Here is an 18,320-nt window from a genome sequence, read left to right as displayed (position 1 = left end):
CCCCCCCCCCCCCCCCCCCCCCCCCCCCCCCCCCCCCCCCCCCCCCCCCCCCCCCCCCCCCCCCCCCCCCCCCCCCCCCCCCCCCCCCCTCGGCGGGCGCGTCCGCGGGTCGGCTGCCCGGGACCGGCAGGACCAGGGCGCAGGTGGGCTGCGCGTTCGCCGGATCGAGCGCGCCGAGCACCTCGCGCAGCGCGACGCCGTTCGCGGGCTACCAGGCCACGGTGCCGCCCTGGGACGCGGCGTCGCCGATCTCCCGGTAGCGGGGGTCGGACACACCCGCGTAGACCACGGTCATGGTCAACCGGGCCGGCTCGGCGCGGGTGTTGCGGTACGCGTGTGGCCGATCGCCGCGCATCCGCAGCGCGTCGCCGGGGCCGACGGCGAACGTCGCGCCGCCCACCTCGACGGTGACCGTGCCCTCGTGCACGTGCAGAAGTTCGCGCGTACCGGCCGGGTGCGCGCCTGCGGACACCTCGTCGTGGGCCGCGAGGCGCAGTTCCCACAGCTCGGTGAACGGCGCGGTGGTGTCGTTGATCAGCAGGCGGAACACGCTCTCCCGGCCGCCGGGCCGGGTCGGCGCGTCGTCGCGGTGGGCCACGTGGCCCAGTTCCTCGGGCGGCTCGACCAGCCGACCGATCGGGATGCCGAGAGTGGCCGAGATCCGGGCCAGGGTGGCGATGCTCGGGTTGGTTCGGCAGGTCTCGATCTGCTGGAGCATGTTGCGGCTCACTCCGGAGCGCCCGGCGAGTTCCTCCAGCCGCCAGCCCCGGGCCTGCCGGGCGGCGCGCAGATTGGCGGCGAGGGTGGAGCCGACGGCTTCGGCGGGATCGGTCATGGCGTGATCGTGTCCTCACGGTCCAAAATACTGTGTCCATGACACATGATAATGGTTACGGGCGGGGAGCCGGGCAGGACGCGACCGAGGTCGAGATCGGCGGAGGCCACGCCGACGTCCGGGGGCGGCGTCGGGTGTGGCGGCTGCTCGGGGTGGGGCTGGTCGACTACCTGGGCGTGGGGTTGTTCGTCGCGTTCTCCGCCGTCTACTTCACCCGGATCGTCGGCCTGTCCACCGGCGGCGTGGGCCTGGGTCTCGGGCTGGCCGGACTGATCGCCCTCGGTACGGCGGTGCCGATCGGCCGGCTTGCCGACCTCGTGGGGGTACGCAACACCCTGGTCGCCCTGCACCTGGCCCGCGCGGCCGGCACCGCCGGCTACGCGGCCGTCGGCGAGTGGTGGGGCTTCCTCGTCGCGGTCACCGTGGTCACCACGGCCGACCAGAGCGTGTCCGCGCTCACCCAGGCATTCGTGGCCGAACTCGCCGACGGCGCCGACCGGGTGCGCACCCTGGCCGCCTACCGCACGGTGGCCAACCTGGGGATCAGCCTCGGCGCCCCGCTCGGCGGCCTGGCCGTCGGCCTGGGCGACGCGGCCGCGTTCCGCGCGGTCGTGCTCGTCAACGCCGCCGCGTTCGTGCTGGTGGCCGGGCTGCTCGCGACGATTCCGGTGCCGCCGGCCCGGGGCGCGGCGACGCGAGTGTCCGGATGGGGCGCGCTGCGCGATCGGCGGGTGTGGGGGTTGGCCTCGATCGACACGCTGCTCCAACTCTGGCTGCCGGTGCTCAATCTGGGCATCCCGCTGTGGCTGACCACGCGCGGCGGGTTGTCCGCGGCCTGGCTCGGCGCGCTGTACGCGGTCAACACCGTCTTCGGCGTGGTGTGCCAGATGCCGGCCGCGCGGCTCGCGGTCTCGGTGCGGGCCGCGCGGCGCTGCCAGGTGGCGGCCGGCGCGCTGCTCGCGGCGGCGTGCGTACTGCTGTGGTCGGCCGAATGGGCCCCCGCCGCCGTGGTGTTCCCGATCGGCGTGGTGCTGCTGTCCTGCGGCGAGGTGATCGCGGTGTCCGCCGCCTGGACGTTGTCCTACGCCGTCGCGCCGGACGACCGCCGGGCCGAATACCTGGCCGCGTTCGGCATGGGTCGCTCGGTCGGACGCCACGTACTCGGCCCGGTCCTGATCACCGCACTGCTCCAGGCAGTGGGCGGCGTCGGATGGGGCGTACTGGCCGCCCTGTTCGCGAGCGCGGGCATCGGCACGCTCTTCGTCCGCCTCCCGCCCGACCGCTCGTCCGCCGACGCGCGCGAAGCCTGAGCGTCGCGTCGTGCGCACGGCCGCGCTGCGCCGGTCCTGATCAACCACCACGACCGTCTCGGGAGTACGTGCGGGAGTACGCGAAGGAGCACGCATGGATCAGGCCCGCTTCGGGATCACCGTTCCTCGGAACGCCCCGCTCACCGAACACCCCCGCCTCGTGCCCGCCATGACCCGGGCCGGTCTCCTCATGCCGGACGGGAGCGGTTTCCACGAGGCCGGACTCGACGACGATCCGCAGGAGGAAGCAGGTGGAGCTCCGGTGTGGGATTCGGTGTCTCGCCGTTGCCCGTTTCGTCCTCGATTCCCTGTGCTGCTATCAGGTGGTAGCTTGCCGGGTATGGCGAAGACTCAGGTGAATCTCCGGTTGGAGGAGGCCGCGGCGGAGATGGCGCGCCAGGCGGCGGAGACGCGGCACATTCCGGTGAACGAGTACGTGGAACAGTTGATCCGCACGGACAACGAGCGTCTGCGCGAGACGTTCCTCGCGGGCGCGCAGGAGGTCCTGGACGGCTACGGTGACCTCCTGGACGAGATCGAGGCGCGCGGGTGAGCGTGAGCGTCGATCTGGCGTGGATCCTCGAGGTCGCCCGCCGCGCGGGGCGCGACGACCCGGCCCCGGACGACTACGGCGTGCCGGTCGCGGCCGTGGAGCGGCATCGGGCGGTGATCGCCGGACAGGACGTCTACCACGGCACCTACGCCAAGGCCGCCGCGTTGGCGCACAGTCTGGGCCGGATGCGCTGGCTGGAGCGCTCGAACCTGCGGGTGGCCGTCGCGGTGGCGCACGGCTACCTCTCGGCGTGCGGCGTGCCGGTCAAGCTCACCCAGGCCGGAGTCACCGCACTCGCCGACGAGTTGACCCGCGCCTCCTCCACCGCGGCGAGCGTCGCGGCCGTCCTCAAGTCCTGGGACACCGCCGACTGAGTCCCTGGGCCCACGTGCCTTCGGCGATGTCGGCGCGTGGGTCGGGGCTGGGAGCTACCTGCGAGAGGAGTTCCCGGGCGAGGCTTTCGGCACGGTGAACGCGGTGCCGGACGAGAGCTCGTCGCGCTGGAACGACCCCGCTCTGCGATCACGCGCGCTGTTCCGATGTGGACGTGCGCTACCCGGCATCGGTTTGCGTGGCGGGTTGTCGAGCGAAGGTCCATGCCGGGTGTTCCGCGATGAGGAAGCGGAGGTGGCCGGTCCAGGCCGTGTCGGGCAGGGGCGAGGGTTCGTGGATCGGGACGTCCCCGGTGGCGTCGATGTCGAAGCCCCGGCGAAGCCGACCGGCGGAACGAGGTGGCGTTCGATGGTCTCGGTGATCGGAGTCCAGGCCAGGAAGGTGTGCGCGAGCCAGGACATCGGCCTGCGGTCGAGCCGGGCCGGGGAGTCGAACAGCGTCGGGGCCAGACCGAAGTAGCAGTAGGGCGAGCGGGAATCGGGGAAGAGCGGGAACGGGTCCATCTCGGGCGACAACGACTGGATCATGTTCGACCCGGCCAACCTCCACGACACCGCCGCCATCGGATACCGACTGGAGTTCCCGACCCGCCACGCCGCCGACCAGGCCCCGCTCGCGCAGGGCACAGGCCTCGCGGCGCACGACGTCGGCGGACACGGCATGCGGGTTGACGAACCGGTGCAACTGCGCGGTGGTCGCCACCCGTATCGACGCCAGACTCAAAAGCACACCCTGCGCCACGGTGACACCCACCGACCCCACGCACACCGACCCGGCCTGCGGTGTGCCGATGCCCGCGATCAGCGCGGCCAGCGTCGACTTGCGGACAGCACCGGCGCTGTGGACACGGCGGTCGGTGACACGGCCACGGGCGCGACCGGCCGCACGGGCACGGCCGGGCCGGGAGGCGTGGCCGAGGCCGTCGGGGGCGCCGGAGCGGCTGTAGGCGCCCGCGTGACGTCGGTGCGCGGTATTCCTCGGCTGGGGCCCTTGAGGGCCTCAGCCGAGGCGGCGGGCGACGAATGGGTGCCGGGCTCAGTCGGTGTCGATGCCGCGCGCGGCGAAGACCTCCGCCGCGTCCGGCACCGCCAGAACGCCGTCCCGCACGAAGGTGACCGCCCGCAGGTTGGGCAGCAGGTCGAGGTCGTCGAGCGAACGGACGTCGAACAGATCGTCCTCGCCGTCCCAGGCGGGAGCACAGTGCCGGAAGACGTCCGCCCCGGCGTCGAAGCACAGTTCCTCGACGCGGGCGAGCAGCTCGGCCGGTATCTCCAGGGCCTCGAAATGAGCCCGGGACTCCGGCAGCACCTCCTCGTAAAGGCCGTTCCTCAGCACGTAGGACGCGGCGTCGCGGATCCCACGCTCGGCCAGCCGCCCGGGCAGGTCGTAGACCGGGAGAAGCCGCTCACGGCCGTACATGAGCTTGTCGATGACGAGCAGCTTGAAGTTGAAATCGCGGAACTGACTCATAGGGCTTGAGTACCACGGAGGTACGACACGGGCCCCCCACCCGACCTCCGCCCGAGTGGAAAAGGCGGCGGACCGAGCCGTCCCCCGGCCCGGCCCGCTCAGGCCCACCGCCTTCGTCGGGACGGCGTGGCAGTTCTGGGACCGAGGACGTTCCTGGGCGCTGGTCGACGACCGACCCGGGATCGGCAAGGCCGTCCGGGGCGGGCCACGCCGACTGTGGGACGAGGTCGATGCCGCCCTGCCATGGCATGACGAACGCCGTCTCCACGGCTTCGACTTCGGCATCACCGTCGTGCCCGGCCGGCAAGGGGCCGGGGTCGAACGGCCCGACCGTTGTCGGGATGTGTAGTCCATCCGGGCGCGCGAACCACGGCAGTCACAGTCCGCTGCCCTCGGCGGGGCGGGCGGTCCTGGTGATGCTCTGTAACAGCCTCGGCCGGCCCGGGATCATCAGGTGCTGGTCCCGGCCGCGGCCACAGGTGTGGCAGAACAGCCTGTCCGCGCTGGTGGGGGCCTCCGGCCGCAGCCAGTTGCCACGTCCACGGCCAGGACGAGCCGGTCGTGGGCGGCCCTGGGCTGGGGCAGCGCGGCAAGCGTTCCGCCGCAACCTGCCGGTGTCGAGACGGCCGCGGTTGAGAGCGTCGTACCGCGCGCCGTGCCCGCGGCGGTGCTCGGCAAGCAGCGTCGATTCCACCGGCGTCGTCACCGGCCCGTCCGCGCACAGCAACGCGCCCGTGAGTCGCGCAGTTCGTCACGCCGCGCGTTCCGACACGCGAAGAAGTCCTCCCGGAAGTGTGGCGCTTGCGCGAACGGCTCGCTCCGAACCTCGTGGTACAGCAGACTCATTCCCCCACGGCCTTCGTATCGATCGCGTGTGTCCTTGGTCGGAGCACATGATCAGACGAAGGCCGTGTCACTCGTCCGGCGAACTCCCGGACGAGTGACCCCGTTCGAGGCATCGTTCGAGATCAGACCATAGAGCACAAGCTCAGGGGGCCTCCCACACGGTGACCTGCATGCGTAGGGGTGCGCCCACGGCGGGAGGTGTGGTCAGCCGGAGGTAGGCGGTGCGCCCTTCGTCGGTCAGGACGCAAAAACTCGACCCCAGGACGGATTTACCTCCCGTGTGTGTGCCGCGCTTGCCGATCGCATCGTTGCATTGGGCGGGGGTGGGAGGGGCGGCGTCGACGGGGAGCACGGCCAGCGTCGGGGTGGATCCGGTGGTCAGGAGGTTGGGCGCGCCGACGCTGTAAGCGAACACGATGTCCGCCGCCTTGTTCGATTGGGTGGCCAGCGGGGGGCTGGTGTCCAGGTCGAGGTAGCTGGTCGAGACGTCGACCGTGACCGTACCGGGGCCGAAAGCGATGCGGGGGGCCGGGGCGGCGGGCCCCGCCGTCCCGGGCGCGGATGCTCCCGACCCCGACCCCGAGGGGGTACTCACCGGCGGAAGCTGTGGAACGGATGTGCTTGCCGGCGGAAGCTGTGGGGCCGGCGCGCCGCCCGTGGTCGCCGAGGAGGACCCGGCGTCCGAGCCGCCGCCGCGACTGACGGCGATGGTGACGATGATGCCGATCAGTGGGATCGCGATGCCCACGACCCACCAGGCCCACCTGGGGTGCGGAGGGTGAGGGGGACCATAGGGCCCGTGGTTTCCCGGCTGGCTGGACAAGTTGCCTCCGTGGAACGTGGGGTCGGTCGGCGGCGGCACTCTATCCAAATGCCGCCCCCAAGCGAACGTCGTCCTCGCCGGAGGCGGGCAACGGCCGACGTGGCGAGTATGGTCGATCCGGGGCGAATCGGCTGTGTCGGACTGATACATCCACACATCAGTGACACACGAAACCGAACATCCCAGCGACACCACAACCGAACCTCATACGCGGACTGGTCGTGCGGCGAACACCCCACCGAACACCGACGCGACGTCCTCACCCGGTTCGTCCAACGCTGGCTGCCGGCCTGCGGCTCATGACGTGGCTGCCTGTCGACTTCGTCCATCCGGTCCGTGTGGCGCTGCCCGGCCATCATCTCCTGCGTCCGATCAGCGGTGCCGACGCCGAGCTCGACCACCCGGCCGCGATGGGCTCGCGGGAAGGTCTGTGGTCCATCTGCGGCGCGGCCTGGGGTTGGCCGGTGGCCACGGTGACGTTCGAGCAGGACCGGGTGGACCTGGTCCGGCACGTGGACGAGATCGCGGCCCACAAGTCGTTCAACCATGCGCTGTTCGACGACGTGGGCACGGCCCTGCTCGGCTGCGTCCAGGACAAGTAGCGGGCACGCACGTCGAATACGACGCGTGCCGCGCCGACGCGGCGGGCGCGAACGGCCGCGGACAATTCGCTGGGCCGACCGACGACGTCCTGACATCATCTCGACCATGATCGACGACTTGCCAAGGGGATTGACCGTCCGCCATCCGGTCGCCGAGGATCAGCCACGGATCCTGGCGGTGCTCGATGCCTGGTGGGGCGGCTTCCAGGGGGAGGCGGGCTCCCGAGAACGCGCCCTGCTCCTGCCCCGGCTGTATTTCCAGCACTTCGCCACGACCAGCTACCTCGTCGAACGCGAGGGCGAACCGGTGGCGTTCCTTGTGGGGTTCCACTCGCAGAGCCGACCCGATGTGGCGTACATCCACTTCGTGGGCGTCGACCCCGCCTGGCACGGACGCGGGATCGCGAAGGCCCTGTACCTGGGCTTCTTCGACCAAGCCCGCGCAAGCGGGCGGCGGCATGTGCACAGTGTCACCAGCCCGGGCAACGAGGGCTCCCGACGATTCCACGAACGGCTCGGCTTCGAGACACTGTCCGACGCCGGCGATTCACCCGTCCAACCCGACTACGACGGCCCCGGTCTCGACCGGGTCGCGTTCACCCTGGACCTGAAGCGGCACCGGGAAACCGGCAGCACCGGCGACGACACCGCCGAGACGGACGCGAACACCGCCGAGACGGACGCGAACACCCGCCCCCGTCCCGTACTTCGGCTCACCGTCCTGGACCACGTGTTCGCGTTGGACCATCTCGCCGACGACCGCGAACCCCGCGACGACGCGTGGCACGCCCTGGTCCGCGCGCCCGAGGGGCTGACCGTCGTGCGGAACGCCTCCGCCGACACCCCCGCGGCACAGCGCTGGATCGGCCTGTACGACGCCGACGCACAGCACGGTCTGGACGTGCCCGGGCTGCTGGCCTCCCTCGTCCAACCCCTCGCCGAGGCCGCGGTGCCGGTGTTCGTCTGCTCCACGTACCACGCGGACCTCCTCCTGGTGCCCGACCCGCACCGCACACGAGCCCTCGCCGCCCTGCGCGCCGCGGGCCACGAGGTCATCGACTCTCCCTGACGCCGCAACGGCCCGCCGGATCGAACGCGACGGCATCCCCGAGTTGCTCAAGGCACCGGCTGTTCGGCCGTGCCGGCTCCAAACCGCCACACAAACGGGTACTGCTTACCTGACCCGACCAGAACGCTGCTCCGAAAGCCGGCGGGTCGCCGTCCCCCGCTCGGGGAATCCGCCGAGCCGTACGCGGCGGGCGACGGATCCGTTTGCCACGACGCCCGGCGGCGTCGGCGATCGGCGATCGCCTACCGTCCGGCCGACACCACTGGACGAACCCATCCGCGTTCATGCCGGCAGCCCCACCGCGGCACCGCCTGCGACCCGAACCTCCGCGCCCAAGACCGCGAAGTCCGGATCGGTGAACAGATACCCGGCCAACACCACCTCGTCGACCCCGTTCTCGCCGACCAGGACGCAGCACTGCCCGGACAGCCCGACGACCTGCCGCCGCGCTCCGCGGAACCGCACACGCGCCCCCAGCCCCCACCGCGACCACCGGCCGCCCCGCTGTGCCCCGTTCGCTCCGCCTCCCCACAACGCAGTGGTGCCCTCGGCGCCCGCCACCGACATACGCACCAGGACGTGTTCGGGCAACGGCTCGTCCAAGGACACGGATAGTCGCGAGTGCCACAGGGCGTGAAAGACGCAGGGGAGGACCTCGATCGGGTCGCCGACGGCTTCGACGCCCTCGATCAGCGGCCGCGCCCGTGTGCACGCCTCGAGCACCGAGGCCGTCAGCCCGGGCCGACCCCCGTTGCGGGGATGCCGGTACCCGGCCGGCCACCCCAGGTTCGCCGCCGACACCGGATCCGACGGCTCGAGCCGCCGATACGACCAGCCGACGGCCTCGTACGCCGCTGCTGTCACCGCTGCGGCTTCGACACCCGCTCCCCGCCGGCCCTGGCCTGGCTCGGGCAGTCGGCCAACAGTGCGGTGCCGTCCGCGTACCGGACGAACATCTGCGGGACCCACGACCGCACCCGCCCGTCCGCCGCGTCGCGCCACGGCAGCCGCACGGGCCGCCCCTCCATGCCCACCACCCGCGGATCACGGCCGGCGTCATCAACCACGTGCGCGTCGCGTTCGACCCCGCGGACGCATGCCGCCCCGTGGTCGAGGACCATCACAGCCCCCACCGCTCCTCCCGATCATGGGGCGGGGTTCTCGGGTTCTCGGGCGATGGCGGCGAGAGCGTCGTCTCGGTGGGCCGAAGTGCCGGTGCGCGGACGTGTGAGGTTCGCATGCTCGTGTGAGGCCGGCTCCGGGGTTGATGCTGCCCGTCACCTGGTGATCCGACGCCGGCCCGGGCGGTGGACCCGCCGCGCGGTCATCCGTTGGACGAAGCCGCTGGGCCCAGCTCCGGAACAGACGCGCGACCTGCTGGAGGCCACCGACCGCCCAGAGGCCGAACGGCCACGCCGACACCACGGGCGCCGACGACCGCGAGGCGCATTCGAACGCGTACGCACCTACGAGCAGACCACCACCCACAGGTCGACAAGCTCCACGCACAACTCGGCCGCGCCGAGGAGTTCGCCGAAGCCCTCCGCACCCGACCGGCACAGGGCATACCCGCCACAGATCGCTGACTCGACGTCGCGGCGCTCGCCATAGCGGCGGACGGGACGGTTGCGGGCGGCGCTGTCAAGCGTTCCCGTCGGCCGACGGCGGTGTCCCCGCGCGCCAGGTGACCGCCGCACCGGACGCGACGATCAACGTGATACCGGCGAGTGCGGACGGGGGCAGGCCCTCGCCGAGGGCTATGACGCCCACCAGGGTCCCCACCACCGGATCGAGGGCGAACAGGACTGCCACCACCGTGGCGCCGGCGAGTCTGACGGCGGTGAAGTCGAGAGTGAAGGCCAGAGCCACTCCGAGGACGCCGGACAGGCCGACCAGGACCCACTGACCTGCCTCCACCCGCGGCACGGCGGGCCCGGAGAAGGGCAACAACAACACCGCCGAGACCGCCACGGACAGGCCGAGGCCATGCAATCCCGCGTCGGCCCGGCCGACTCGCTGCGCAAACACGGTGTACAGCGCCAACGCGAGTGCCGAGAGCAACCCGAAACCGATCCCGAGCCACTCGACACTCCCGCCGGGCCGAGTGACCAGTACGACGCCCACCAGGCCGACCAGGGGAAACAACGCGTCACGCCGAGTCCGGACCGACGAGACCGCGACCGCGAACGGCCCCAGGAACAACAAGGCGGCCGCGACGCCGAGCGGCAGCCGGTCCACCGCACCGTAGAACGCCACATTCATGCCGGCCATCGCCGATCCGTACGCGAGGATCCCCGCCCATTCGCCCCGACCACGCCCCCGCACCCTCGGCCGCACCAGTACGCACAGGACGAGCGCGGCGGTCGCCTGACGCAGTCCCGCCACGGCCGGCACGCTCAACGCGCCGAAGAGCCCCGACGACAGCGCGGCCGAGGTCTGCACTCCCAGACAGCTGACGAGCACCAACACGGCGCCGACGAACGGACCCCGCCGAGCGGAACCCGACCGCGACCTCCTCGTTCCCGATCCCGACCCCGCTCCTGCTTCCGCTCCCGAGGTGCCGGCCATATCCACCCCTCGGCCGGTGCGACGACCCGACCCGACATCGACGCCCTGCCACTGTAACGATCGTTTCAGTGTAACGAGCGTTATGGTACAGGCATGGCACAGGACTCCCGGCGCGACCCCGCCTTCGACCCCGCACCGAAACCGGACGCGCCCCCCAGAACCCGTCTGCTCGACGCCGCCGACGAACTCTTCTACCGCGACGGCATCGCTCGAACGAGCGTCGACCGAGTCCTGGAGCAGGCGCACGTCTCACCCGGCACGCTCTACGCACACTTCGGCGGCAAGGACGGTCTGATCGCCGCCGCACTGCAACGCCGCCTGGACCGCTGGGACCGGATCTGGCAGGAGGCCGTCGACGCCGCGGAGACGCCCACCGGCAAGCTGCTGGCACTCTTCGACGCCGTCGCCACCTACCGCAACCGCCACATCCCCGCACGCGGCTGCGCCTTTCTCGCGACGGGCACCGAACTCCCGTCGCCGGAGCACCCGGCCCATGCGGTACTCGCCGCAGAGTCGGCGCTGCTCCGCACCAGGCTGACCCTGCTCGCGAACGCGGTCGGCGGCCCGGCCCCCACCGCCCTGGCCGCGGATGTACTGCTCGTGTACGACGGCGCAATGGCCGGCCTGTTGCGCGGGTGGGAAACGGACCCGCTCGCCCACGGTCGAGCCGTGGCGGCCCGACTGATCGCGAACGGCCGCTGATGGCGAGCGGAGCCGGCGCGCGGCCGGCGCGCGGATAGCGACGCCTTGCGCGTCGTGCCGGACGAGAGCGCCATGGTCGCGGCAGGACGCGGGAACGCCATGGCCTCCAGGCTCATCCACGGCCGCCGGACTCGGGTGCGCGTTCGACCGGAGCCGTTCGACGGGGCGTGCGTCGGGCGCGTGGTGCGCCGAATACGTGGCCGCGCCCGCGTCAGGAGCGGGTAGCGGGACTCTCGGTGGGCGTTGTGGCGCCGGCGACGATGGCCTGCAGCGCGGCGACATGCCCGTCGAAGGCGTCCCGGCCGGCACCGGTCAGGCGGGCGCGCACCTTGCGACGACCGCTGCTGAGGCGGCGCTCGGTGGTTACGTACCCGGCCTCTTCGAGGGTGGCGAGTTGCTTGGACAGCGCCGATTCGGAGAGCCCCAGTCGGTCTTTGAGGTAGGCGAACTCCGCCCAGTCGGCGGCGGCCAGCGTCGCCACCAGCGTCAACCGGGTGCTGGGGTGGATCAGTTCGTCGAACCGCGGCGCCGTCATGCCCGTGCCCACCGGCGCAGAACGCTCAGGATGTCCGGTCCGCCGAAGCCGATGACGGCTGCGACCAGCACCGCAGCCCAGATGCCGGCGTGCTCCGCGCCGTCGGCGTCCAGTGCAAGCGCGACGGCGATGGTGGAGCCGACGAGCACGACCAGCATGCCGATCACCACCAGCGGGGTGCGGCGCCCGGCGACGGCCGCGCTCACCTGCACTCGGCCGGTGCGTCGGCGTCCGCCGAGCAGGCGCGTCGCGACGATCGCGTGACCCGTGCCGAAGGCCGCGGCTGCGATTCCGCCCAGCCACGGCCATACGCTGCCGAGCACACCCAGCACGGTCCAGGCGGCGGCCATCGCCCACCAGTAGCCGCGGGGCAGGCCGACTTCGTCGGCCACGCGGCGCTGGGCACGGTCGACGACGTCCAGCGCGGCGCGGGCCTGCTCCGGAGCGGTGTCGGTCATGATGGAACCTCACTTTCCTGGTGGGAAAGTAAGCATCCGACTTTCCCACTGGGAAAGTCAAGGGCCATCAGACGGGCGAATCGGCGTCCGAGGCCGCCGGGCGGCCCCGGTATCGCGCAACCGGCGCCGCTCGTTCCCGCTTCCGGTGGCTCGGGGATGGACCGTCGGGAGTGATGTGGGTCGGCGACGGGGGGCGCCAGGACCTCCGCGGTCGGCACGACGAGCGTCCCGGCCTCGGTGGCGGGTTCGCGCCGCCGAACCGACAGGCGGGTCGTCTCATCCCGAGAACCGATGCCGCGCCCATCGGTTCCGTCGACGTCCCGACGCGGGCCACGTGTCGGGACGGGCGGGTAGCGTCCGCGGCTTCCGACGCGTGGTGGGAGGTCGGCCCGGGGAACTTCAGAGAATCCGCATCGACATCAACACTCTGCGACCCGATGCCTTCCGGTACTACTTCCGCAGTTTCGCGTACTACAGCCTCGTCGCCGAGGGATCGTCCGACGACGTCGGAGGTTGGATGGTGTCGGCACTCAGGCCACCCGGCAACGCCCACCCCCGGGCTCGACGCCGAACTCGCGGCGTTGACCGAAGAGGAACGGCGGTGTTTGACGCTTGGTCATCGCACCCCGAGGCGCGGGCGATGTCCTCTCCCATCGGCCTACCGCGACCCGACCAGCTGTCAACAAACCACCGCTGGCGCTGGTAGGTCCAGATCATGTGGTGTCGGAGCCGATTGCCGATATTAGAGCGCCCAAGGCGGCATCGTATTGGCGAAGTTCGAACCGGAACGGGCCGAACGCCGTGTAGTCGCGGGTCTTGCGGTGGGGCTGCTCGAAGGAGTCCCAGATCACGAGATCTGCTGTCACGGTGATGCGGGCCATGAGTGGCCAGCAGCCCCACTCTCCGCATTCACAGCCGAGCAGAGGCGTCCCCGGCCCCATCGCGTCGGTGGACAGTCCGCGGAAGTGGTCCTCCATCGGCCCGAACCGGTAGAACTGCGGAATCAGACCACCGTATGCGTTCCCTGCGGGCGTCATCCCGGCAGCGATCTCGAAGCTGTCGATCAGCTCGGTGAGTGGTGCTCCGTCGATGCGGGGGACGATCACGAGCACGCTGCCATCGCCACGCTGCTTTCGTCGGCAGTCGAACCGGATCTCATTGGTGGTCATCCACTGATTGTCCCGGCGCAGCTGTTCCTTCCTCCGCCCGGATTGGCTGAGCTGGGGTTCTGCGTGGCATGCCGATGTTGATCGCCGTGGCGTTGACAGTGCGTCGGTCCATTTGAGTGAGCTTGTCCTCGGCGCCGGCCAGGCTGACACGGAGACCTTCCACCTCGCCGATCCAGCCTTCGCGTTCGGCCTCGGCAATGCGGTCGGTGAGGTTGTCGCGGATCTCGACCAGCCGGCCGCGTTGGGCTGGGTCCGGACGGAGGAGTGGACATTTGACACATGCGTGCTTATGAACACAAGGGGTTGAAAATGCGCGGACGCAGGTACCGATGGACACCGTGCGCTTCTCGAAGTGCGTGAGGAAGGCGACCCATTCTTCCTCGGTGGGAATCCGGTACTCCTCGCTGGGCCGGGTGGCCCGACGGCGGGTGATGAAGGCACGGTGCGCCTTGATCGACTCGGCCGGATGGACGGCTAACGGTGGAGTCAGATATTGGAACTCTCCGAATACCTCAGCCATTGCGGACCCAGTTGGTGAACTCGTTGGCCAGGTCGGGAGGGTTGGCGTGTTCTGTCCACCGCGCAACGTCGTCGTAGTACTCCAGTTCGTGGATGAGGATGGGCACTGGGCGGCCCAGAGACTCTTGGATGACGCCGGTGGCGTGGAGTTCGGCGGCGAGGTCGATGCAGGCTTCGTTGAAGCGTGCATCGATCTGCTGGGCGAGCCGCTCGGCGGCGGTCGTCCAGTCAGCTGCGACGGCGGGTTCGGCGTACCAAAGTCCGGCTTCCCTGATCCAGTCCTCGCGCGCACGCGCCCCAGCGGGATCGTGGGAGCTGTCGCCGATCACGGCGAGCTCGTTCTGGAGCCAGAAGGCATAGTTCCAGCGTGCTTCGGCCAAGTCGGAGGGGCCGCCGGTTGGTTGATTGCTGACTGCTTCGACCTGGGTCTCGGTGTTGTAGCCGATCGTGAGGATCGGTCGCCGGGGATCGTCCCGCTCGTGGTCGATGTGGAAGGAGACGGCGTAGATCTCGCGTGTCTCGGCGATGGGGACGGCGGCGATTGCCTGGCCGGCTGAACGTCGAAGGTGTTCGTGGAACGTCATGAGCGGCGTGGCGCAGCGCGTCGGGACGTAGCAACAGGACCCGCACCGATCCCACCACGCGCCCGACGCAGGTGTGTCCAACCTCCCCGGTCCGACCCAAACGCCGCCGAGACCGTGAACTCGGGGCACCGAAGCGGGCCCAACCGCTGGACCCTCTTCTCCTCGTCCCCGTCCACGGGTCGACGGGCCATCAGAAACTTCGGCACCAGACTTGCCCCCGGGCAGCCGAAATACCACTGTTTGACCACTGCTTACCCGCCCAAAGCGGAACCTGGCACTAGGCCGGCGTGGTGGCCAGTGCGTGTGCCGGGTCGTAGGTGGCGATGGAGCGGCGGATGTCGTCCGCGTACTCGGTCTCCCACCACGGCACGGTGCGCACCAGTGTGGGGCGCGAGCCGCTGATCTGGACGAAGGCCCGGCCGCGGGGCATCGACATCAGGTCGGCCGCGTCCAGCACGGCCTCCGGCCGGGAGGCCCGGCTGATGCCGCGGTGGTCGCCGAACTTGTGGCTGGTGCTGGTCGTTCGCGGTTCGAAGACACCGGCGGACTTGGCCAGGTTCTCCAGGAACGACACGTCGGAGACGCCGCCTCCGTAGACCCGGATGTTCGCCGAACCCCACAACTTCTGCATGCCGTTGTCGCCCCACACCGAGACCCCCTGGGCCCAGGACTGGAGGATCACCATCACGATGACGCCACGCGAACCGAAGTGGGTGTACTTGTCGGGAAGCGCCTTCCAGGGGCAGACGTTCGCGGCCTCGTCCAGGACGAAGAGCGCCGGGATCGGGAGCCGCCCGTTGGGCGAGTCGCGGGAGTAGTTCCCGGCTTCCTCGGCCAGGATCGTGGTCAGCGCCATCACCAGCGGGGAGGCGATCTTGTTGCTTTCCTCGGACAGCAGGTAGAGGGTGTCCGAGGGCGAGCGGACGAACGCCTTGAAGTCGAACTCGGGTCGTGAGGGGTCGCTGCCCGGTGTCACCCATTCGTTGATGTTCTCGGCCACCAGGAACGAGGCCATCTGGATCGCGGTGCCGTAGACCCCGGCGCGCTGCCGGTCCGGTTGGCCGATCACGGACTCGACGGCCTCCGCCGGGAGACGGTGGCCGGCGTCGCGCAGGATCCGTACCGGTGTGTCGTCGGTGGGGCGGGTCAACCACACGTACACCTGGGTGATCGGACGCCTGTCGATCGAGGCCGCCAGGAGCAGGTTGGCGAACAGGTCCTGGGCGGCGGGTTCGAAGTAGGCGTCGCTGCGCGCGTGGTCCTGGCGGTTGGCGGAGACGAAGCGGGCGGCGAGTTTGACGGCCTTGACGATGCTGTCCTCGACGTAGGACAGCGGGTTCCACCAGAACACCGGTTTGCCGCCCGCCTGGTTCTGCGGGTCGAAGATGTAGACCGTGCCCTTGGCCTCGCGAATGCCACGCGTGGCGTCGACCACGTCGCGCTTGTTGGAGGTGACGACCACCGCGCCCGGCGCCGCGACGATGTTCGGGATGGCCCTGGTTGCCGTCTTACCGGTACGCGGACCCCAGATGTCGACGTGCATGTCCTCCCACGAACCCCACAGTTCGTCCCCGCCCCGCACCGTCCGGCCGATGAACACACCCGGCGTGGTCCCCTTGGCGACGCCGAGCTTCTCCGCCGTACGCCTCACCTGAGGCGTCAGGGACGGTCGTAGTTCCTTGGGCGAGGCCAGGTAGCGGTTGGCCATGTCGATCCGCTCGCGACTGCCCCTGGACTTGCTCCACACCGACCACCCGATCATCGCCAGGACGAGTGCTCCGAGGACCTCGACGAGCAGGAAGACAGTCGCCAGGGCACCCGGCCATCGGTAGTCGCCGATGATCAGACGCACGCCCAGGACGAGCGGATTCGGACCGGGATGCTCGGACGGCCCCCCACCCCACGACGCCGCCAACCACGCCATCACGTGCAGCGCCACCAACATGACGATGCCGAACAGGAAGACCAACGCCTCGAGTTCGATGTTGGGCCCTCTACGCCTTTGTGTGGCGCTCATGCGTTACCCCTTGATCCGGAATGCGGCGATGGCGGTACCGGTCGGTGGTTCATGTGTCGTGTCGCCTTTCCGCGGTCGGCACGGGACGCAGGTCGCGGCGGCAGGGTGTGGATGTGGTCATGCCGCGGTGGGTTGGTCGAGGAGGCTGTGCCGGGTCGGTCCCATGCGAGTTCGGCGCGCGCCTTGGCGCTGCTCGCGGCCCGGTCCACCATGAGTGCCTCGCCCATGACGTTCCAACACCGCTGTGCGTCGGCCGGGTTCCAGTGCTGAACCTGTGCACCGTGCTTGTCGGCCACGGCCTTGGCGGCGTCCCGCACCGGCACGGGTTCTTCGTTCGCGCCGAGGTGGACGGAGCCGGCCGGGGCGCGCTCCACCGCCGGGGCGTACAGGTCGCCGAGATCGTCGGCGTGGACCACCGCCCATCGATTCGACTCGTCGCCGAAGTGCCGCACGACCCTTCCGTCGTCTGTGTCCTGGGGAGGCAGGAGCAGCGGAACGTAGCCCGCCCCGCCGTAGTCCAGGCCGGGTCGGATCCGGACGGTACGCACTCGCCTCGACGCAGCCTCGACGAGGATCTCCTCGAGCGCCGGGTGCCAGGCCACCACCATCGGCGGGGCGAGCGGAGAGTCCTCGGTCAACGGCGTCGACCCCACATTCCCGCGCAGCCACAGGCCGCCGGTGTAGTAGACCAGCGGCCTGTCGTTCCCGTGAACGCCTCGACCGGGACCCGACCGCTATTCGGTCGAGTTCGCCGGCCCGTTCGTCGTTCCTCGACGCCGCGTGCACGGCGGCGTCCACGCTGCCCATCGGTCGGCGCACCGGCCTCGAAGAGGTCCGCGGTGAACGTCTCGACGCCTTCCGGCGTGGGGGAACGGCCACCTGAGGTGGTGGTCCCGACGACTGCGTGGCCCTGCCGCAGCAGTGACCGCGTGACCGCGCTTGCGATCGTTCCGGACGCACCGGTGACGAGTGCACGCATGGTTCCCCCGTTTTCTAACAACGTTAGATTTCGAGAGTAGATCATCCTCTCCGGCTTGTCTAACATCGTTGGAAAGCGAGGACGAGGAGCAGCGAATGCCGGCGGGGCAGTACAGGATCAAGGGCACGGCGGACCAGCGGGCCCGGGCCAGGCACCAACTGCGTACCGAACTGCTGACGGCTGCCCGGGAGATCGCAGACGAGTCCGGCGGCTTCGAGAAGGTGACCATGCGCGCGGTCGCCGACCGGGTCGGCTACACCGCACCGATCCTCTACCAGTCCTTCGCCAACAAGCAGGCGCTCCTGATCGGACTCCTCGACGTCGGCTTCGCCGAACTGGCCGACCGCCTGGGCCGAGCCCAAAGCCCCGAACTCCCACACGGCAGCACGAGCGCACTGGGCCCGATCGCCGCCGCCTACTGGGAGTTCGCCTCCGGCAACCCGCACCTGTACGGGCTCATGCACAGCCTTCCCGACGTCCCGTTCGGGACCCCGGACGCCCCACCCTCGGCGGCCCGATGCTTCGAGGTCCTCAAGACCGCGGTCAAGACGGCGGCAGCGGACCATCCCGCCACCGCCTACGACGACGACGCGGCCACCGACCTGCTCTGGGCCCAGATGCACGGCCTCGTCAGCCTCATGCTCGACGGCCGCATGAAAGGAGGTCCCGCCCGCGGACGCGATCTCCTCCAAATACTGACCGACACCTTCCCCACGGCAACGCGCACACAGGCCCCGCACTCAAGCCGCTGACCCGGCGCCCCGGGGTCTGTAAAAGAGAACGGTGTAACCCCTGGTGGTTGGGTTTGGAAGTCGTTTCATGTGGCGTATCTGCGGTAGCAGATGAATGCGGCGCCGATGCTGACGAACGCTCCGAAGCGCGAGGCCT

At 70.4% G+C, this 18,320-nt stretch carries 21 protein-coding genes and 1 pseudogene; 7 read left to right on the top strand and 15 right to left on the bottom strand.

Going from position 1 to position 18,320, the window contains the following annotated elements; genetic code table 11:
* Positions 1-208: 208 nt before the first annotated feature.
* Positions 209-835 carry a helix-turn-helix domain-containing protein gene (locus tag ACZ4FV_RS35135; protein WP_465324379.1) on the bottom strand — a complete coding sequence of 209 codons (627 nt, stop codon included), beginning with the start codon at positions 833-835 and terminating at the stop codon, positions 209-211.
* Positions 836-873: 38 nt separating this feature from the next.
* Between ACZ4FV_RS35135 and ACZ4FV_RS35130 the strand changes: the two genes are divergently transcribed.
* The 3 genes from ACZ4FV_RS35130 to ACZ4FV_RS35120 all read left to right on the top strand — a co-directional run bounded on the left by ACZ4FV_RS35130 (position 874) and on the right by ACZ4FV_RS35120 (position 3,072).
* Positions 874-2,145 (top strand): MFS transporter, encoded by a 1,272-nt coding sequence (locus ACZ4FV_RS35130; RefSeq protein WP_395861720.1) that lies wholly within the window; start codon positions 874-876, stop codon positions 2,143-2,145.
* Positions 2,146-2,485: 340 nt separating this feature from the next.
* The gene (locus ACZ4FV_RS35125) at positions 2,486-2,698 is read left to right on the top strand and encodes a hypothetical protein (RefSeq protein ID WP_331765759.1); all 213 of its coding nucleotides are present in this window, start codon (positions 2,486-2,488) and stop codon (positions 2,696-2,698) included.
* Between the two features lie 2 nt (positions 2,699-2,700).
* Positions 2,701-3,072: a fic family toxin-antitoxin system, toxin component gene (locus tag ACZ4FV_RS35120; RefSeq protein ID WP_395861722.1), complete on the top strand. Its 372-nt coding sequence runs from the start codon at positions 2,701-2,703 to the stop codon at positions 3,070-3,072.
* 1,054 nt (positions 3,073-4,126) lie between these two features.
* Here the strand turns inward: ACZ4FV_RS35120 and ACZ4FV_RS35115 are convergent.
* The 3 genes from ACZ4FV_RS35115 to ACZ4FV_RS35105 all read right to left on the bottom strand — a co-directional run bounded on the left by ACZ4FV_RS35115 (position 4,127) and on the right by ACZ4FV_RS35105 (position 6,002).
* Positions 4,127-4,561 (bottom strand): DUF6892 domain-containing protein, encoded by a 435-nt coding sequence (locus tag ACZ4FV_RS35115; protein ID WP_395861724.1) that lies wholly within the window; start codon positions 4,559-4,561, stop codon positions 4,127-4,129.
* A 376-nt stretch (positions 4,562-4,937) separates the two neighbouring features.
* On the bottom strand, positions 4,938-5,255 hold the full coding sequence (locus ACZ4FV_RS35110; protein ID WP_465324391.1) for a hypothetical protein: 318 nt from the start codon (positions 5,253-5,255) through the stop codon (positions 4,938-4,940).
* 294 nt (positions 5,256-5,549) lie between these two features.
* Positions 5,550-6,002: a hypothetical protein gene (locus ACZ4FV_RS35105; RefSeq protein ID WP_402241285.1), complete on the bottom strand. Its 453-nt coding sequence runs from the start codon at positions 6,000-6,002 to the stop codon at positions 5,550-5,552.
* Positions 6,003-6,529: 527 nt separating this feature from the next.
* Between ACZ4FV_RS35105 and ACZ4FV_RS35100 the strand changes: the two are divergent.
* Both ACZ4FV_RS35100 and ACZ4FV_RS35095 read left to right on the top strand, forming a co-directional pair.
* Positions 6,530-6,820, top strand: a pseudogene (locus ACZ4FV_RS35100) (N-acetyltransferase); the annotation flags it as partial.
* Between the two features lie 118 nt (positions 6,821-6,938).
* A complete protein-coding gene (locus ACZ4FV_RS35095) occupies positions 6,939-7,901 on the top strand; it encodes a GNAT family N-acetyltransferase (RefSeq protein ID WP_465324375.1) in 963 nt (320 codons plus the stop codon).
* 282 nt (positions 7,902-8,183) lie between these two features.
* Here the strand turns inward: ACZ4FV_RS35095 and ACZ4FV_RS35090 are convergent, their stop codons facing one another.
* From ACZ4FV_RS35090 to ACZ4FV_RS35080, 3 genes are all read right to left on the bottom strand, one after another.
* Entirely contained in the window at positions 8,184-8,765 is a 582-nt protein-coding gene (locus ACZ4FV_RS35090) for a hypothetical protein (protein WP_465324373.1), read from the bottom strand.
* Positions 8,762-9,034, bottom strand: a complete 273-nt coding sequence (locus ACZ4FV_RS35085; protein WP_465324370.1) for a hypothetical protein — start codon at positions 9,032-9,034, stop codon at positions 8,762-8,764. Before ACZ4FV_RS35085 ends, ACZ4FV_RS35090 begins: the two co-directional genes overlap by 4 nt.
* A gap of 508 nt (positions 9,035-9,542) precedes the next feature.
* Entirely contained in the window at positions 9,543-10,370 is an 828-nt protein-coding gene (locus tag ACZ4FV_RS35080) for an EamA family transporter (protein WP_465324368.1), read from the bottom strand.
* A 192-nt stretch (positions 10,371-10,562) separates the two neighbouring features.
* On the opposite strand from ACZ4FV_RS35080, the gene ACZ4FV_RS35075 reads away from it, so the two are divergent.
* Positions 10,563-11,171, top strand: coding sequence for a TetR/AcrR family transcriptional regulator (locus tag ACZ4FV_RS35075; protein ID WP_465324366.1), 609 nt, complete (start codon positions 10,563-10,565; stop codon positions 11,169-11,171).
* Positions 11,172-11,382: 211 nt separating this feature from the next.
* Here the strand turns inward: ACZ4FV_RS35075 and ACZ4FV_RS35070 are convergent, their stop codons facing one another.
* The 8 genes from ACZ4FV_RS35070 to ACZ4FV_RS35035 form a co-directional block, all read right to left on the bottom strand.
* Entirely contained in the window at positions 11,383-11,706 is a 324-nt protein-coding gene (locus ACZ4FV_RS35070; RefSeq protein ID WP_395861738.1) for a transcriptional regulator, read from the bottom strand.
* Complete coding sequence (locus ACZ4FV_RS35065; RefSeq protein ID WP_395861740.1) at positions 11,703-12,164, bottom strand: hypothetical protein; 462 nt, start codon at positions 12,162-12,164, stop codon at positions 11,703-11,705. The genes ACZ4FV_RS35070 and ACZ4FV_RS35065 overlap by 4 nt, the downstream gene beginning before the upstream one ends.
* 713 nt (positions 12,165-12,877) lie before the next feature.
* Positions 12,878-13,333: a hypothetical protein gene (locus ACZ4FV_RS35060; RefSeq protein WP_465324362.1), complete on the bottom strand. Its 456-nt coding sequence runs from the start codon at positions 13,331-13,333 to the stop codon at positions 12,878-12,880.
* On the bottom strand, positions 13,320-13,853 hold the full coding sequence (locus tag ACZ4FV_RS35055; protein ID WP_465324360.1) for an integrase: 534 nt from the start codon (positions 13,851-13,853) through the stop codon (positions 13,320-13,322). The genes ACZ4FV_RS35060 and ACZ4FV_RS35055 overlap by 14 nt, the downstream gene beginning before the upstream one ends.
* On the bottom strand, positions 13,846-14,436 hold the full coding sequence (locus ACZ4FV_RS35050) for a hypothetical protein (protein WP_465324358.1): 591 nt from the start codon (positions 14,434-14,436) through the stop codon (positions 13,846-13,848). The genes ACZ4FV_RS35055 and ACZ4FV_RS35050 overlap by 8 nt, the downstream gene beginning before the upstream one ends.
* 277 nt (positions 14,437-14,713) lie before the next feature.
* Positions 14,714-16,453: a type IV secretory system conjugative DNA transfer family protein gene (locus ACZ4FV_RS35045; RefSeq protein ID WP_465324356.1), complete on the bottom strand. Its 1,740-nt coding sequence runs from the start codon at positions 16,451-16,453 to the stop codon at positions 14,714-14,716.
* Entirely contained in the window at positions 16,450-17,091 is a 642-nt protein-coding gene (locus ACZ4FV_RS35040) for a Rossmann-fold NAD(P)-binding domain-containing protein (protein WP_465324353.1), read from the bottom strand. The genes ACZ4FV_RS35045 and ACZ4FV_RS35040 overlap by 4 nt, the downstream gene beginning before the upstream one ends.
* Positions 17,088-17,432: an NAD-dependent epimerase/dehydratase family protein gene (locus ACZ4FV_RS35035; protein ID WP_465324388.1), complete on the bottom strand. Its 345-nt coding sequence runs from the start codon at positions 17,430-17,432 to the stop codon at positions 17,088-17,090. The genes ACZ4FV_RS35040 and ACZ4FV_RS35035 overlap by 4 nt, the downstream gene beginning before the upstream one ends.
* 95 nt (positions 17,433-17,527) lie before the next feature.
* On the opposite strand from ACZ4FV_RS35035, the gene ACZ4FV_RS35030 reads away from it, so the two are divergent.
* Positions 17,528-18,184 carry a TetR/AcrR family transcriptional regulator gene (locus ACZ4FV_RS35030; RefSeq protein ID WP_465324348.1) on the top strand — a complete coding sequence of 219 codons (657 nt, stop codon included), beginning with the start codon at positions 17,528-17,530 and terminating at the stop codon, positions 18,182-18,184.
* The last annotated feature ends 136 nt before the right edge of the window (positions 18,185-18,320 follow it).

This window comes from Embleya sp. NPDC025285, assembly GCF_055558835.1.
This window is presented reverse-complemented; position numbering and strand designations above follow the sequence as displayed.